The 14276-nt window shown below is 46.9% G+C and carries 17 protein-coding genes; 3 read left to right on the forward strand and 14 right to left on the reverse strand.

The genetic code is table 11. The features are described from left to right. Positions 1-62 precede the first annotated feature (62 nt). From glnS to CWI82_RS11435, 7 genes are all read right to left on the reverse strand, one after another. Positions 63-1724: a glutamine--tRNA ligase gene (gene glnS / locus CWI82_RS07220; RefSeq protein WP_092856825.1), complete on the reverse strand. Its 1662-nt coding sequence runs from the start codon at positions 1722-1724 to the stop codon at positions 63-65. Positions 1725-1809: 85 nt separating this feature from the next. After that, positions 1810-2775: a 5-oxoprolinase subunit C family protein gene (locus CWI82_RS07225; protein WP_130203034.1), complete on the reverse strand. Its 966-nt coding sequence runs from the start codon at positions 2773-2775 to the stop codon at positions 1810-1812. Beyond that, positions 2772-3494 (reverse strand): 5-oxoprolinase subunit B family protein, encoded by a 723-nt coding sequence (locus CWI82_RS07230; RefSeq protein ID WP_165383894.1) that lies wholly within the window; start codon positions 3492-3494, stop codon positions 2772-2774. The genes CWI82_RS07225 and CWI82_RS07230 overlap by 4 nt, the downstream gene beginning before the upstream one ends. A gap of 1 nt (position 3495) precedes the next feature. Further along, the gene (locus CWI82_RS07235) at positions 3496-4251 is read right to left on the reverse strand and encodes a 5-oxoprolinase subunit PxpA (RefSeq protein WP_130203035.1); all 756 of its coding nucleotides are present in this window, start codon (positions 4249-4251) and stop codon (positions 3496-3498) included. Next, positions 4251-4661 carry a hypothetical protein gene (locus CWI82_RS07240; RefSeq protein WP_233340210.1) on the reverse strand — a complete coding sequence of 137 codons (411 nt, stop codon included), beginning with the start codon at positions 4659-4661 and terminating at the stop codon, positions 4251-4253. The genes CWI82_RS07235 and CWI82_RS07240 overlap by 1 nt, the downstream gene beginning before the upstream one ends. A 20-nt stretch (positions 4662-4681) precedes the next feature. Beyond that, positions 4682-4972 (reverse strand): hypothetical protein, encoded by a 291-nt coding sequence (locus tag CWI82_RS07245; protein ID WP_130203036.1) that lies wholly within the window; start codon positions 4970-4972, stop codon positions 4682-4684. Between the two features lie 4 nt (positions 4973-4976). Beyond that, a complete protein-coding gene (locus CWI82_RS11435; RefSeq protein WP_165383895.1) occupies positions 4977-5141 on the reverse strand; it encodes a hypothetical protein in 165 nt (54 codons plus the stop codon). 159 nt (positions 5142-5300) lie between these two features. Here CWI82_RS11435 and CWI82_RS07250 point away from each other — a divergent pair, with 159 nt between their 5' ends. Both CWI82_RS07250 and CWI82_RS07255 read left to right on the forward strand, forming a co-directional pair. Further along, entirely contained in the window at positions 5301-6221 is a 921-nt protein-coding gene (locus CWI82_RS07250; protein ID WP_130203037.1) for a pirin family protein, read from the forward strand. A gap of 2 nt (positions 6222-6223) precedes the next feature. Beyond that, a complete protein-coding gene (locus CWI82_RS07255; protein ID WP_130203038.1) occupies positions 6224-6703 on the forward strand; it encodes a hypothetical protein in 480 nt (159 codons plus the stop codon). Here CWI82_RS07255 and CWI82_RS07260 read toward each other — a convergent pair. The 4 genes from CWI82_RS07260 to CWI82_RS07275 all read right to left on the reverse strand — a co-directional run bounded on the left by CWI82_RS07260 (position 6700) and on the right by CWI82_RS07275 (position 10838). Continuing rightward, on the reverse strand, positions 6700-7452 hold the full coding sequence (locus tag CWI82_RS07260) for an SDR family oxidoreductase (RefSeq protein ID WP_130203039.1): 753 nt from the start codon (positions 7450-7452) through the stop codon (positions 6700-6702). The two genes, CWI82_RS07255 and CWI82_RS07260, sit on opposite strands and share 4 nt — an antisense overlap. 3 nt (positions 7453-7455) lie before the next feature. Beyond that, the gene (locus CWI82_RS07265) at positions 7456-8523 is read right to left on the reverse strand and encodes a phosphotransferase family protein (RefSeq protein WP_233340211.1); all 1068 of its coding nucleotides are present in this window, start codon (positions 8521-8523) and stop codon (positions 7456-7458) included. After that, positions 8524-9750, reverse strand: a complete 1227-nt coding sequence (locus tag CWI82_RS07270; protein ID WP_130203040.1) for an acyl-CoA dehydrogenase family protein — start codon at positions 9748-9750, stop codon at positions 8524-8526. An 86-nt stretch (positions 9751-9836) separates the two neighbouring features. Further along, on the reverse strand, positions 9837-10838 hold the full coding sequence (locus CWI82_RS07275) for a LysR family transcriptional regulator (protein ID WP_233340212.1): 1002 nt from the start codon (positions 10836-10838) through the stop codon (positions 9837-9839). 67 nt (positions 10839-10905) lie between these two features. On the opposite strand from CWI82_RS07275, the gene CWI82_RS07280 reads away from it, so the two are divergent. Then, positions 10906-11466: an FMN-dependent NADH-azoreductase gene (locus CWI82_RS07280; RefSeq protein WP_092854527.1), complete on the forward strand. Its 561-nt coding sequence runs from the start codon at positions 10906-10908 to the stop codon at positions 11464-11466. Between the two features lie 86 nt (positions 11467-11552). Here CWI82_RS07280 and CWI82_RS07285 read toward each other — a convergent pair whose 3' ends face one another. The 3 genes from CWI82_RS07285 to CWI82_RS07295 all read right to left on the reverse strand — a co-directional run bounded on the left by CWI82_RS07285 (position 11553) and on the right by CWI82_RS07295 (position 14265). Next, positions 11553-12944, reverse strand: coding sequence for a COG3904 family protein (locus CWI82_RS07285; protein ID WP_130203041.1), 1392 nt, complete (start codon positions 12942-12944; stop codon positions 11553-11555). Positions 12945-12977: 33 nt separating this feature from the next. Beyond that, complete coding sequence (locus CWI82_RS07290; protein ID WP_130203042.1) at positions 12978-13262, reverse strand: excalibur calcium-binding domain-containing protein; 285 nt, start codon at positions 13260-13262, stop codon at positions 12978-12980. A 151-nt stretch (positions 13263-13413) separates the two neighbouring features. Then, complete coding sequence (locus CWI82_RS07295) at positions 13414-14265, reverse strand: DMT family transporter (protein ID WP_130203043.1); 852 nt, start codon at positions 14263-14265, stop codon at positions 13414-13416. Between the last annotated feature and the right edge of the window lie 11 nt (positions 14266-14276).

Genomic DNA, 14276 nt, shown 5'->3' on the forward strand with positions numbered 1-14276 from the left:
TGACATAAAAAACGCGACATCATGTCGCGTTTTTCGTTTTTGCGTTATCTATTGGGCAGCGATTATTCGCTATCGCTCCAAGTATCGCGTAAACCAACCGTTTGGTTGAATACTAGCTTGCCTTCTTCGCTATCTTTACTGTCAGCACAAAAATAGCCAATACGTTCAAACTGGTAAGCTTGCTCAGCACTAGCAACAGCCAAACTAGGCTCAACAAAGCCATGTTTTACCACCAACGACTCTGGGTTTAAGGTGCTAAAAAAGTCTTCTTCCGCACCAGGGTTTGGCACTTGGAACAAACGGTCATACAAGCGGAATTCGCACGGCAGTGCGTGAGCGGCAGCTACCCAATGAATCACCCCTTTCACTTTACGACCATCCGCAGGATCTTGACCCAAGGTGTCTGGATCATATGTGCAATAAATGGTCGTAATATTGCCTTCGGCGTCCTTTTCTACGCGCTCTGCTTTAATTACGTAAGCGTTACGCAAACGAACTTCTTTTCCTAATACCAGACGCTTATATTTCTTGTTCGCCTCTTCACGAAAATCTTCGCGCTCAATTAGAATTTCACGTGCAAACGGAACCTGACGCGTCCCCATACTTTCATCATTCGGGTGATTTGGTGCATTCAGTTGTTCTTCGTGAGTTTCTGGGTAGTTTTCAATGACCAAACGAACCGGATCAATCACCGCCATCGCACGTGGTGCATTTTGGTTTAATTCGTCACGAATACAGGCTTCGAGCATGCTCATCTCAACTTGGTTATCCATTTTGGTAACCCCGATGCGATGACAGAACTCGCGAATCGAGCCTGGTGTATAACCACGACGGCGCATGCCGGCAATGGTTGGCATGCGTGGATCGTCCCAGCCGCTTACCTTACCCTCTTCCACCAGTAAGTTCAGCTTACGCTTACTCATCACCGTGTATTGCAGATTTAAGCGCGAAAACTCAATTTGCTGTGGGTGACAATCAATACTGATGTTGTCCAATACCCAATCATACAAACGGCGATTATCTTGGAACTCCAGTGTACATAATGAGTGTGTAATACCTTCGATTGCATCCGAAATACAATGGGTAAAATCGTACATTGGATAAACGCACCACTTGTCACCAGTTTGGTGGTGATGGGCAAAACGCACCCGATAAATTACCGGATCGCGCATACACATAAATGGCGAGCTCATATCAATTTTGGCGCGCAAACACACTTCGCCTTCTTGATATTTACCGGCGGTCATATCAGCAAAAATCTTCAGATTGTCGTCAACGGCAGTGTCGCGATAAGGGCTATTGGTACCTGGCTCTTTCAAGGTACCGCGCATTTCTCGCATTTGCTCCTGCGACGAAAAATCACAGTACGCTAAGCCTTTTTCAATCAGTTCAATTGCGTAGCCATGTAAACGGTCAAAATAGTCTGATGAATAGCGTGGCTTACCTTCCCAGGTATAACCGAGCCATTGCACATCGGCCTGAATAGAATTGACGTAATCCACTTTTTCTTTCAGTGGATTGGTATCGTCAAAGCGCAGGTTACAGCTGCCCTGATAATCTTCCGCAATGCCAAAGTTCAACACGATCGATTTAGCATGACCAATGTGAAGGAAACCATTCGGCTCTGGTGGGAAACGCGTGTGGACGCTCTGATGCTTCCCTGAAGCCAGATCTTGGTCAATAATTTGGCGGATAAAATTACTGCGGGGCGCGTTTGCTGCCATATCTGCGGCCATGAATTATTCTACTCCGATGCTAATTCAAAAAAATGAGCGTTATGATCGCAGTTTATCGACACCTACGCAAGACCTATAGAGTGAGGTTAAAGAAACGATAAGCCTGTTTTACCTCAGCTTGAGCCTGTGCCAACGAGATGAGTTGAAAACGCAGTGACGTGCCGGCCGTTGCCTGTGCTAGAGCCATCCGGCCTGACCAACTCACCACACCAATTTTCGGGTAGCCACCTAGTGTTTGGCAGTCGTTTAACATGATGATAGGCTGCCCATCCGGCGGAATTTGAATAGTGCCAAGCGGCAGTGGCTCTGAGATAATCTGTGGCTGTGCCCATAAAATCGGTTCCGACGCCTGTAGTCTCACTCCCATGCGATCTTGTTTGGCGGTTACCTGCATGGTCTGCTGCACCAGTAGTTGCCGAGCTTGCGCCTCAAACTGCTCATATTGCGCCGTTGCAATAATAGGCAAACATAACTCTGACGTACTCGAAATACGTGGTACGAATTGATGCTGGGGACGTCGATACGGAACCACTCCACTAGTATTGTATGCGCCGGCATTTAATTCATCTCCACCACGCAATGGTAGACCGTCATCGTGCAAACCACCCAAACCATCGCGCATCACCGTGGCAACTGAGCCAAAACTTGGCGTGGCCAAGAATCCCCCCGCTACCGCAAGATAGCTACGCAAGCCTCGCTCTGGTGCATCGATACGCACAGTATCACCGGCTTCTACCGAAAATACTTCCCACGTTGGTATGGGCTGTTGGTTTTTCGTCAGCTGTACCGGTGCTCCGCAGACCACCCAAAAGCTGTGAGATAATGCTGTGACGCTCAAACCACCCAGAGTAATCTCTAATTGTGCGGCTGTGGCTTTATTACCTAATAGCTTATTCGCCCATAAAAATGCACGCTCATCGATTGGCCCGCCGCGAGTGATGCCCTGCGATAAATGTCCAAATCGCCCCCAATCCTGCAAGGTTGCCAGTAGCCCGGGCTGTTCGATGCGAAGGGCTGCGTATTGACTACGACCGCTCATGACTGCCCCTCTGTAGAACCCGCAGAACCCTCAAAACGTACGTTGGCAGTTGCTTCTATCTCAATAAAGCGTTGTTTCGAGACAGCGATAAAGCGAATTTGGTCACCGGCTCGTAATTGTAACCCTGACTGCGTGCGCCAGCCTGCTACGCGACCGATAATATTCCAACCGCCAGGTGAAGTACGTGGATAAATTGCGGTTTGTTGATTAGCAATGGCAACACTACCCGCTGGCACTTTGGTACGCGGTGTGTCAACGCGCGGCACCTGCAAGGGCTCTGGAACATCACCAAGATAGGCAAATCCGGGAGCAAAACCAATGGTATAAACATGATACGTTTCTGCGCTGTAACGCTCGATAACTTCGCTTGAACTCAAGCAAGAGTGTTCGCATACACGTTCCATATCCAACGCAAACTCAGCATCGAAACACACAAAAAACTCGTGAATGTTAGCCTGATGCCCATCAACTTTATGCTGTTGTAATTGATTCAACTGGTTCTTGAGCCACTGCTCTACGCGATCAAAATCAGTCGTTTGGATATCATAAACAATCATTAAACTATGGTAAGCAGCGACAACATCGATCAACCAGCTTGGCTGTGCCCGAATGATCATATCGCGCAAAATATGAACCTGGTGATTCAATTGCTTATTAACTTTAGGTTCAAAAACGACCATGGCCGAATCAATACCGGCAACTTCTATCGAAACCTGCATACTAGACGCCATTCAAGGCTTGACGAATGGCAACGACAGTTGCGATAGATTCAGCGTTGTCGCCATGCACACATAGTGTTTGTGGGACAAGCTGCAGCTGCGAACCATCGCTGGCTATGATTGGCTCGCCGTTCGCAAACGCACGTGCTTGCGCCAAAATCGCATTGCGATCCGTTAATACAGCATCTGCATATTGGCGCGACCGCAAGGTTCCATCGGGTTCGTAGCGTCTATCTGCAAATGCTTCGAAACAAAGTGTCACTTGCGCTTGCTCGGCAATACGTTGCTGGATAGAGTTATTCGCTGTAGCCAGTGTTAGTAAATACAGTGATGGTTGATCTGGACACATCTGGTTTTGTTCTGCAATCACACGACAAACCAGTTCAAACAGTTCTTGATCGCGTTGCATGTCATTATACAAAGCGCCGTGCGGCTTCACGTAAGTCAAATCGGCGCCTGCTTGGCGACACAAAGCGCGCATGGCGCCAATTTGATAATGCAATATCGCCTTTAGTTCAGCTGGCGGAAAATGCAATGTCCGGCGGCCGAAACCAGCCAAGTCAGGATAAGCTGGATGCGCACCTATTTCGACCTGATGTTGAAGCGCCAGTTGAATGGTCTCCGCCATAATGGCTGGCCCACCAGCATGAAACCCACAAGCAATATTGGCCATATCAATATACGGCATGACCGCATCATCATCGCCCATCTGCCATGCGGCAAAACTTTCTCCCATGTCACAATTAAGTTTGATCATCACTGCTTATCAACCGAATCCTCTGACTTTTGGCTGCGCGCGCCAGTAAACCGTGCATAACTATAGGCAAATAGATACACGCCGACACCGACACTGGTAATAAATAATGGTGCTAAGGTTAACCCACCAATTTGGTGAGCACCGTACACAGCCGCAGCGCCGGTTAATCCGAGTGTAATCAGTGAAGCTGCAACCAAAGTAATCGGTTCGAGCCACTTTAATAACACGGTACCGCCTAACAAATTCACTAATGCGCCGAGAATAATCCCCCACGCAATCGGTACCCCTAATTTATACCACCCCAATTGCCAATCAATAATTGCGGCCCACAATTGTTGTTCGCTGGCATTATAAAACATCAAACCGACCAAGCCTGCTAAAATCACTAATCGCGTGGTTAATGACATCATTGTTTCCTATATTAATTATTCTAGATGAGCAACCAGGACAAAATCGCAATAACTGCGGCAATTACCGGAACCCACAAAATAGGTGATTGATACCACTTTAAAACAGGCCGCTGATAAGGCTCTACTCGTTCTTCCGTAGCAGGTTCTGGCCGTTTTTGGCGAAGTAACCACACCACACCAATCACTAATAATACAACGCCTAATTGACGGTAACTTGACGTTGCCTCTCCGGCTGGTGCTAGTACTGCGAGTAGTATACCAATTACGATAATTGCGAGTGCGCTAATTCGTGTTGTACTTGTTGTTTTCATAAGCTTATGTTTGCCCTTTTTGTTTTTCTTTTCGCCAAACCATGAAGAACCATATCCAACCGACTAATTGCATGATGATACCGACAATGATGGTACTTAAGGTTTGCTCCCAAATACCGCTGAGCATGGCAGCAAAACCTACAACCGCTAAGATGAGAGGATAAATCATCGCAATCTCCTTATTTGAACCTACACCTTACTTAAATCTTCAGCATCGTGAAAGGCTTCAATCATTATATTCGACTATTGTCGGGGCGAGTGCCATACTGCCGTGAGAGATTTTTATGCTAGTTTTTATGGGAATACTAACATCAGCCACGAGGCAGCTATGACCCGAGCCGCACAAGAAACGCAACTTGAAACATGCGAATCCGAGCACTTGCAACATGACGCAACAATTTATGCATCGGTACAACGTCAATTAACGCCCTATTTAGCCGTACACCGGATTTTGCCGCAAAAAGCTATTCGAATGCTTGGACCATGGTGCTTTCTTGATCATTTCGGCCCCGTTGCACCTACCAACTACCGCCAATTCGATGTGCCACCACACCCGCATATTGGTCTGCAAACCATCACTTGGTTGCTATCCGGACAACTATTACACCAAGATAGTTTAGGCTACGAACAACCACTACGCCGTGGTCAACTGAACTTAATGACAGCAGGTCGCGGCATTACCCACGCAGAAGTCGCCGACCATGATCCAGACCAACCGCTACACGGCTTGCAGTTATGGCGTGCGCTACCACCTGAACATGAGCAAACCGAACCGCGTTTTGACCATTATCAAGAAGTTCCAAAGTTTAGTCTGGGCGATTGTACCGCAACGCTAATTTGCGGTAGTTACGCAACGTCACAACGCCGTTGGAATAGTCCTGCTTTAAGCTTTAGCCCAAGTATCGCAATGCTGTTGCAAACACCGCGCACAACGGCCATTGAGCTGCACCTAGAGCGTGACTTTGAGTACGGACTGTATGTGATTAGCGGGCAACTCGAAACACTCGATAAAACCGTGCGCACGCATCAATTATTGAGCCTTGGCAGTAATCGTCAGAAACTTGTTCTCGAGTTTGCGGCAGACACTCAAGTGCTTTTATTGGGTGGTGAGACATTTGAGCAACCGGTAAAAATGTGGTGGAACTTTGTCAGTGCCTCACAGCAACGAGTCGAGCAAGCACAGCAAGATTGGGACGCCAAGCATAAGCGGTTTGGTACGGTTGAACATTATCATGCCAAAAAAGGTTAGTCATGGGACTCGTTCGTTTTGTCAGTAGAGCCACACGTCGACTCGGACTATGGTTTCTCGCTGCGGGAATCACACTTGCGGTGTTGTTTACGGCGGTTCTCATTTATAAACTGACGGTGTTTGAACCGGATCCACCTGTGGTTGCAAATTGCCAGTCGTTACAGCTAATTACAACTACCGATAGCGCCGCCGAAATTCATGTCTATGAGTGTCAGCGTGGCAGTACAAATAACAACTGGCAAAGCTTCGAAGTATGGCTCTATGAACCAAAAGTTAATGAGTGGCTACGTATTGCGACAGCCGAGCAAGGGCCATGTTTAACAGTATCGTGGCAACGCCAAGGTCAACTGATTATCCACCACGGTCACAGCCGCGGCGATCTCAATATTGCGAAAGCCTCGGTGATTTACAATGACGCCAACGGTCGACCTGCAACCATCAGCGTCACGACTCAACGTGAAGAAAAAGAGTGTCCGCTTTAACCAAGCTTCATCACCCATTTCAGTGGTAAGCGCTTCATCAAGAAGCCGATAAATGCCCACGGCCAAGTTGGCACATAAGCTTGCACAGGTTCTTTCTCAATTGCTTGTACGAGCTTCCGGCAACCGGTTTCAGTATCAATCATAAATGGCGTATTTTTAACTTTCTCGTTAATCTCTGAGCGAATATAACCCGGAAGAATGGCACTGACTTTTATCGGCGAGCGTGACTTGATTAAATCGGCTCGGATACCTTCTGTAAGTGCGAGCAAACCAGCCTTTGTTGCCGCATAAACAGTCATTGCGCGCGGCATACCGCGTAGCGCACTAATAGAACTAATAGTGACCAAGTGACCACTATTTTGCTCGCGGAAAATTTCAAGCGCAGCTTCGCACTGGGCCAGAGCGGCAACAAAATTGGTTTGAGCGGTTTGCACATTCGCATAAAAATACCCAGTGCCAAGTGATGCACCCTTGCCCATTCCAGCATTAACGATCACTCGGTCTATACTGCCAAACTCTTCTTTGAAGGCTTTAAACACCGCAAATACATCATCGTGCTGGTTCACATCTAAAGCCTTCACACTAACCTTAATTTCTGGGTAGGCTTTCTCAAGTTCTTGCTTTAAGGCATTAAGCCGTTCAGTACGCCGTGCGCACAAAGCCAAATTGCGGCCATGTTTGGCAAACTCACGTGCCATCCCCTCACCCAAACCTGAGCTAGCTCCGGTTATCAATATTGTTTTGCGCATTAATTATCCTTGTTTTATCAGTTTACGAGCTCGCCAATGCAAGTAATGCACTAAGAACCAAAAGTTTTTGAACGCTGGATTGCGTGTTTGTTTGTGGTGATAACGAAAATAAATTTGTTGGGCAATCACGCTAAGTCGAAACAAACCAAACACTTCATAGAAGCGAAAATCTTTGACGTTAACACCCATTTTTTCACAGTAATACTCAATTACTTGTTGGCGTGTGAGCATGCCCGGCAAATGTGTGGGTTGGCGTCTCGTTGAACGCGCAATTGGATCGTCATCAGCCTGAATCCAGTAAGCTAAACTATTGCCAAGATCCATGAGTGGATTACCTAAAGTGGCCAGCTCCCAATCAAGTACGCCAATAATCTTGGTGGGGTCACTCGTATCTAACACTAAATTATCGAAGCGAAAATCATTGTGTGTCATACAAATCGTTTCATGCGTTGGCATATTCGCATTCAGCCAATGCATAATCTTTTTGCCCGAGGGGACATTCCACGTTTTTGCTTTGGTGTAACGCTCGCTCCAACCGCGAACCTGACGTTCGGTATAACCAGCGCCTTTTGCCAAATCACTCAACCCAGCGGCGTTTATGTCGACTTGATGCAATTCAATGAGAACGTCTAGCGCGTTCAAACAAAGTTGGCGAGTTTGTGCTTCATTCAGTTCCAGATCCCGGGGCATGTTTTTGCGCGGAATGATGCCAGCAACGCGGTCCATGACGTAAAACTCATCCCCTATAATGCTATTGTCGTCGGTGTACAAACGCATCTCAGGAACATAAGAAAACACTGGCTTCAATGCTTTTTGAAGCCGATATTCACGCCCCATATCGTGAGCAGATTTTGCTTTTGTACCTGCCGGTGGGCGGCGCAGAATCAAATCGGCATTATCGAACTGCAAACGGTACGTCCAGTTTGATGCGCCACCACTGTATTGAGTGACTCGCATCTCACCGGACAAGTCTGGTAGTTGCATACGTAACCAGTCAGCTAATACTGTTTCAGGTAATTCTTCACCGCTACGTACGGCGCTGGCTTGGTCTTCAAGTTTATCGCTATGCACCTACGCCTCCCGATATTTCGCTAATTCAACTTTAGCGATAGTTGTTCGATGCACAGCATCGGGACCATCAGCAATACGCAACGCACGTGCCATCGCGAATAACGCGGTTAACGGTGTATCGTGGCTCATGCCGGCGCCACCATAAATTTGTATGGCCTCGTCAACAACCTGCTGGAGTACATTTGGAGCAGCCACTTTTATCGCAGAAATCTCTGCGAGTGCTTTCATGGCGCCAACTTGATCAATCTTCCATGCGGCATAAAAGGTTAATAGCCGAGCTTGATCGATCGCGATGCGCATATCTGCAACGCGCTCGAGATTGCCATTTAACTGTAACAGCGGCTTGCCAAAGCCAATGCGCTCCTGTCCACGCCGAATAAACAACTGTAACGCTTTCTCTGCAGCTCCTAACGCACGCATGCAGTGGTGAATACGACCCGGCCCAAGTCGCCCTTGCGCAATCTTGAAGCCATCGCCAAGTTCACCAATCACGTTTTCTTTAGGTACCCGCACATTATCAAACAGCACTTCACCGTGACCATAGGGTGCGTCGTACTCACCAAATGCCGGCAACATACGCTCAACGGTTACCCCAGCGCTATCCAATGGCACCAATACCATTGAATGACGTTGATGCTTTGGCGCATCCGCATCGGTTAAACCCATGACAATGGCAAATTTAGCTTGTGGATGTCCAAGTCCGGTAGACCACCATTTGCGACCGTTGATAACCACATCATCGCCATCAGCCACAATACTCGCCTGCATATTGGTCGCATCTGACGAGGCCACATCAGGTTCGGTCATGCAAAATACGGAACGAATTTCGCCGTTCAACAAGGGGGTTAACCACCGTTGCTGTTGTGCTTCGCTACCGAAGTGATAGAGCACTTCCATATTGCCGGTATCTGGCGCGTTGCAGTTGAAAATCTCGGGAGCTAATAGGCTGTGTCCCATAACTTCGGCCAAGGGCGCGTACTCAAGCGTAGTTAATCCAGCGCCTAATTTTTCATCAGGTAGAAATAGGTTCCACAGTCCTGCTTGCTTAGCTTTCGCTTTTAATTCCGTAACGATTGGCGCCACCTGCCAATGGCGCCAGTTTGAATCAGGGTTAAGGCGACGATTTTCTTTATGATAATTGGCTTCGATGGGTTCTATATGCTCTTGCATAAACGCTATCAAACGCTTGCGATATTCAAGAGTCTTTTTGCTTGGCGTAAAGTCCATAGGGCTACCCTGCTGTCCAGAAAATTCATTATTATTTAAACGACTGTTTGAATGATTGTAGTGAGTCAGCGCAAAATTAAAAGTCTTTATGTCGTGTTTAATGATCGTTGTGCCGTAGCCGGTAGCCGCTCTGCCAGAAAATCAATAAATACGCGTACAGCTGGTAATAGTCCGCGTCGGTATGGATAAACCATGTGCATGATGCCCACTGGTAGTGACCAGTCCGGCAATATCGGCACAAGCAAGCGATCTTGCACCGCTTGTTCACCTAAATAGTTCGGTAATGACACAATACCCAAACCTTCAATGGCTGCTTCGCGCAGTACAATCATGTCATCAGTAATTAACCGCGGCCGGAAACTGACGGTCAACTTCTCGCCACTTTGAGCGGTTAAATCATAACGATAACGGCCACTCGTATAGTGCAAACTCAAATGTGGATAATGCACGAGATCAAGAGGATGCCGTAAAGGTTTATCGATGCGCGCAACATCACCGCGATTAGGGCTACGAAACAGTGTACTCGGGGAATCGGCAAGCGGCCTTGCAATAAGTGACGAATCCTCTATAAATGGGCGCACTCGCAAAGCCACATCAACTCCCTCATCGATCAGGTTAACTGGCCGATTAGTTACCATCAGATTAATACGAACTTCTGGATACAACGCTAAAAACTCAGGCAATAGCGTAACTAACATACTTTGGCTGATGGCGTAGGGTGAGCTGACATGAATTTCACCGCGCGGTGTTTCTTGCACCATCTGTGTCACTTGCTGGGCAGCTTCAGCTGCCGCCACGAGTGTTTCGCAATGTACCAAAAATGCTTGACCAATCTCCGTTAACTTGAGACCTCGCGTGCTGCGGTGTAATAGTCGAACGCCCTGCTCCTCTTCCAATTCAGTAAGGCGCCGGCTAACTGTTGATTTCGGCATATTGAGCTCGCGTGCGCCGGCACTAATACTGCCAGTTGCCACTACGCGCGCAAAAATAAGGTAGTTCGTTAAATCAGGTATCGCCATCGTATTGTTGCCCCAAGCAAGCGTTCCATATATGGAACGATATTTCCCAATATAGCTAACTACCATCATAAATGGAACATCATTAAACTAGCGTCATTGAATAAAAACCACAGCGCAAATGATTAGAGAGGTTTCTATGAAAATTTTACATATTGATTCAGGTATTTTTGTTGAGCAATCTGTTAGCCGTAAAATTAGTCGCGATATCGTGACGCATCTAACAGCACAACAACCAGCAGAAGTCGTCCATCGCGATGTCGTCTTGAATCCGATTCCACATTTGGATGCCGAAACATTACTGGCAACTGAAAACCCGCTGAGTGACGAATTGATTGCCGAATTGCAGGCCGCCGATGTGTTAGTGATTGGTGCCCCGATGTATAACTTTACGATTCCGACGCAATTGAAAGCGTGGTTGGATCGCGTATTGAAAGCCGGTGTCACCTTCAAATATACCGAGCAAGGTCCTGAAGGTCTGCTCAAGGGCAAAACGGCATATATTGCCTCTGGTCGTGGCGGTATCTACAGCAAAGGCGACGCGGCGGCACTTGACCATCAAGAGAGCTATCTACGCAATGCATTAGCTTTCATTGGTATTACCGATGTGCACGTGGTTCGTGCAGAGGGTGTTAACTTAGGCGACGAGCCCCGCCAACAAGCATTAGCAGCTGCTGAAGAAGCGGTAGCGGAACTGTAATTAAGATTTGAGTGACGGTTCGACGACCTCCCCCGATTGGTCGTGATTAGCGCACCACCCTTGGTGCGCTTTTTTTTACTTCTCCATTACTCGTCGTATGCCAAGTAACGAAGCACGGCGGCTTGCTGAGCAATCGTTTCTTGTCGTAATGCTGATTCATACAAGGTTATCCATGCGGTACACAGCAGTTTGGGTTGTGCGCGATACGACTCTGAATCAGCGATAATGTTTCGATAATTCGGATTATCGCGCGAGATATTGTCTAACATATTATTCGCTAACACCGGCGTACTGCCAAACACCGCTTTATAATCGGCTTGTAAATCAGTGGTTTCAATAACCTGCTCAATAGCGCGACGATGGGTTGCGTATAAATTTGTAGGTAATACGGTTTCCAACGCTAAGGCAGAATCAAACCATTCTGGAAATAAATACTGAACGCATTGCTGTGAATTAGTGAAGTTTAAATAATTAAGATTATCCACCACGCTTTGCCAATATCTAACTAATGCATCATCCGGCGCTTGCTGCAAATGTTCAGGTTGCCACGATTTCTGTAGTTGTGGCGTCGCATTACTACTTGCAAATCGTTCGCTCTCAACAATCTCATCAACAACTCGCGATGCTATCAACTCGATGTGTCCGGGATACCACATACTCGCGCCATCCACCCCAACCGCATGACGAATAAATTGCTCAGAAACCCCATGGCGACGATAAATACGTTTAAATTCATCATTTAATTGAGCGAGGTTTTCACTCGACTGGGTAGGTAGCGAAGCGCTATGGAATCCCAAGATGCCCCGTTTGCTTAAATAACGTTTATTCCCGCCCATGAATGCCAACGTACAAGCACTTGAGCATTCACTCGCCACATAGGTATCGAATTGTTGCTGTTGAATAAACTCGTATAACTTGACCGCTTCACTGACTCGGCCACCTTTTGAATTTAAATGAATGACCTGTACCGACGGATACTGCTTCACAACTTCACGAACACTCTCAGTGGTACCAAACGGCATGCTTCCAATGAGTTCGAGTTCGGTGCCTTGATTCAGCACTCGCAACTCAAAATCCCCAACCATATCGCCATTCGACATTAAATCGACCCCCTCTTTAAACTGCGGGATCCCGATTGCGGTGAAATCTAATACAGCACGGACAGCTGCAAGAACCACCATGACCTTGGCAGTATTAGCCCAAAGCAATCGTCCGCCTTCTGAAGTATGGTATTTTGCCGAACGCCAAATTCCCACGAGCTGCCAAATGGTTAGCGGCACAATGAGACTGCATAGAAGAACCAGAATTGAGCCAAACAGGCTTGAGCTTACGGCATAGGAACTGACAAACTCATTGGTTATTGCGACACCAATCGACACCGCAACAGTCAGCCCGACGCCAATGATCCAGTAAGCGAAGCCAAGGGAATAATCGCCACGCCAGTGCTTAAGAATGATATTTTTCAGTGCAACGAGCATAATTTAGCGAGTTCCTTGAGCTACTTGATGCATTCAAAAACGTGAATCGTTTTCACACGGAATACCATTATTGTTGTCATCTAGATAAGTGCCTGGGCAGAACTCTAAAAAGAACTCAGCTTCTGCGCGAGATTTCATTTGCGCACAATATACGCGTCCATCACAGTGAAACTCAGGTTTCTTTTGAACCACCTTACCTTTTACCGACTGTACAAAATAGCTCAAAAGCCCACTGCGGTTTTCCGGCGTAGGTTTTTGTTCTTCGAAGTAATTCCAAATAGCAAGAATTAGCGCACAAATTAATATTATTTTTTTCATGAGGCGTTCCCGATTAACATCAGAGTTAATAACACTCACACCACATTTGTTATGGATTTATCTTAGACAATAAAATCATATATTACAATTTTATAAAAATAATACCCATTTTTTAATATTTAACGGCGCTCTTATATCATTAGATATAGTTTCAAGTGCGGAATTTAAGGACGTTAATGAGAATGCCGCCAATAATTAATAATGCGGCAATTGAAAGTCGTGATGTAATCGTCTCATCGGCGACGATAATTCCACCAACCGTTGCGATTAGCGGAACACTCAGCTGCCCGATTGCTGCAGTGCTCACATGAAGCCGTGGTAGCACCAAATACCAAACGGCATAGCCTAAACCTGACGTCACCGCTCCAGACAACAGTGCAAGTCCGACACCTTTGCTTGTCACTTGTAGATCGGGTAGAAACCACATCAAGGCAAAGGTAACCACGACTATCGCGCGACTAAAGTTATAGGTTGTATCGATTAATGGTGTGGCACTGCCGCGACCATGAATTGAATAAAAGCCCCACGCCGTGCCAGCAATTATCATCAGCACTACCGATAACCATGATTCCGGCAGTTGCAAACTCGGTGCTACTAAGTAAGCCAGCCCAGCAAAAGCAATGGCACTGCCTAGCCACTCTCGAACGCACACAGAGGCGCCCTGTACGAGATTAATACCAAACATTGATAACTGCACTGCGGCAAATAAAACTAATGCGCCAAAACCTGTTTCAAGCACGACATAAGCGAACGAAAATGCAATTGCGTATATCGACAACGTCAATGCGCCCCACCAATTACCCTTGCTGGTTTGTAACGCCTTAACAGAAGATGCTCGACCTAAAATTGCTACGAGCAACCACAGCGCTAGCGCACCACTAACAATGCGTAACCAAATAAATGATGCGGGATCAATACTATTATCTAGCAAAGCGTAGCGAGCAATAATCGAGTTACCTGCAAATGCTAACAGGGCAACAAGAAAGAGCATGGTTGTTTTCATTGTTTGCGCTC

Source organism: Pseudidiomarina tainanensis (assembly GCF_004214835.1).
GTDB classification, from domain to species: domain Bacteria; phylum Pseudomonadota; class Gammaproteobacteria; order Enterobacterales; family Alteromonadaceae; genus Pseudidiomarina; species Pseudidiomarina tainanensis.

Bases quoted from the DNA above. Each gene is read 5' to 3' on its own strand.
- glnS (WP_092856825.1), bottom strand. From the start codon at position 1,724: ATGGCAGCAAACGCGCCCCGCAGTAATTTTATCCGCCAAATTATTGAC.
- CWI82_RS07225 (WP_130203034.1), bottom strand. From the start codon at position 2,775: ATGAGCGGTCGTAGTCAATACGCAGCCCTTCGCATCGAACAGCCCGGG.
- CWI82_RS07230 (WP_165383894.1), bottom strand. From the start codon at position 3,494: ATGCAGGTTTCGATAGAAGTTGCCGGTATTGATTCGGCCATGGTCGTT.
- CWI82_RS07235 (WP_130203035.1), bottom strand. From the start codon at position 4,251: ATGATCAAACTTAATTGTGACATGGGAGAAAGTTTTGCCGCATGGCAG.
- CWI82_RS07240 (WP_233340210.1), bottom strand. From the start codon at position 4,661: ATGATGTCATTAACCACGCGATTAGTGATTTTAGCAGGCTTGGTCGGT.
- CWI82_RS07245 (WP_130203036.1), bottom strand. From the start codon at position 4,972: ATGAAAACAACAAGTACAACACGAATTAGCGCACTCGCAATTATCGTA.
- CWI82_RS11435 (WP_165383895.1), bottom strand. From the start codon at position 5,141: ATGATTTATCCTCTCATCTTAGCGGTTGTAGGTTTTGCTGCCATGCTC.
- CWI82_RS07250 (WP_130203037.1), top strand. From the start codon at position 5,301: ATGACCCGAGCCGCACAAGAAACGCAACTTGAAACATGCGAATCCGAG.
- CWI82_RS07255 (WP_130203038.1), top strand. From the start codon at position 6,224: ATGGGACTCGTTCGTTTTGTCAGTAGAGCCACACGTCGACTCGGACTA.
- CWI82_RS07260 (WP_130203039.1), bottom strand. From the start codon at position 7,452: ATGCGCAAAACAATATTGATAACCGGAGCTAGCTCAGGTTTGGGTGAG.
- CWI82_RS07270 (WP_130203040.1), bottom strand. From the start codon at position 9,750: ATGGACTTTACGCCAAGCAAAAAGACTCTTGAATATCGCAAGCGTTTG.
- CWI82_RS07275 (WP_233340212.1), bottom strand. From the start codon at position 10,838: ATGATGGTAGTTAGCTATATTGGGAAATATCGTTCCATATATGGAACG.
- CWI82_RS07280 (WP_092854527.1), top strand. From the start codon at position 10,906: ATGAAAATTTTACATATTGATTCAGGTATTTTTGTTGAGCAATCTGTT.
- CWI82_RS07285 (WP_130203041.1), bottom strand. From the start codon at position 12,944: ATGCTCGTTGCACTGAAAAATATCATTCTTAAGCACTGGCGTGGCGAT.
- CWI82_RS07290 (WP_130203042.1), bottom strand. From the start codon at position 13,262: ATGAAAAAAATAATATTAATTTGTGCGCTAATTCTTGCTATTTGGAAT.
- CWI82_RS07295 (WP_130203043.1), bottom strand. From the start codon at position 14,265: ATGAAAACAACCATGCTCTTTCTTGTTGCCCTGTTAGCATTTGCAGGT.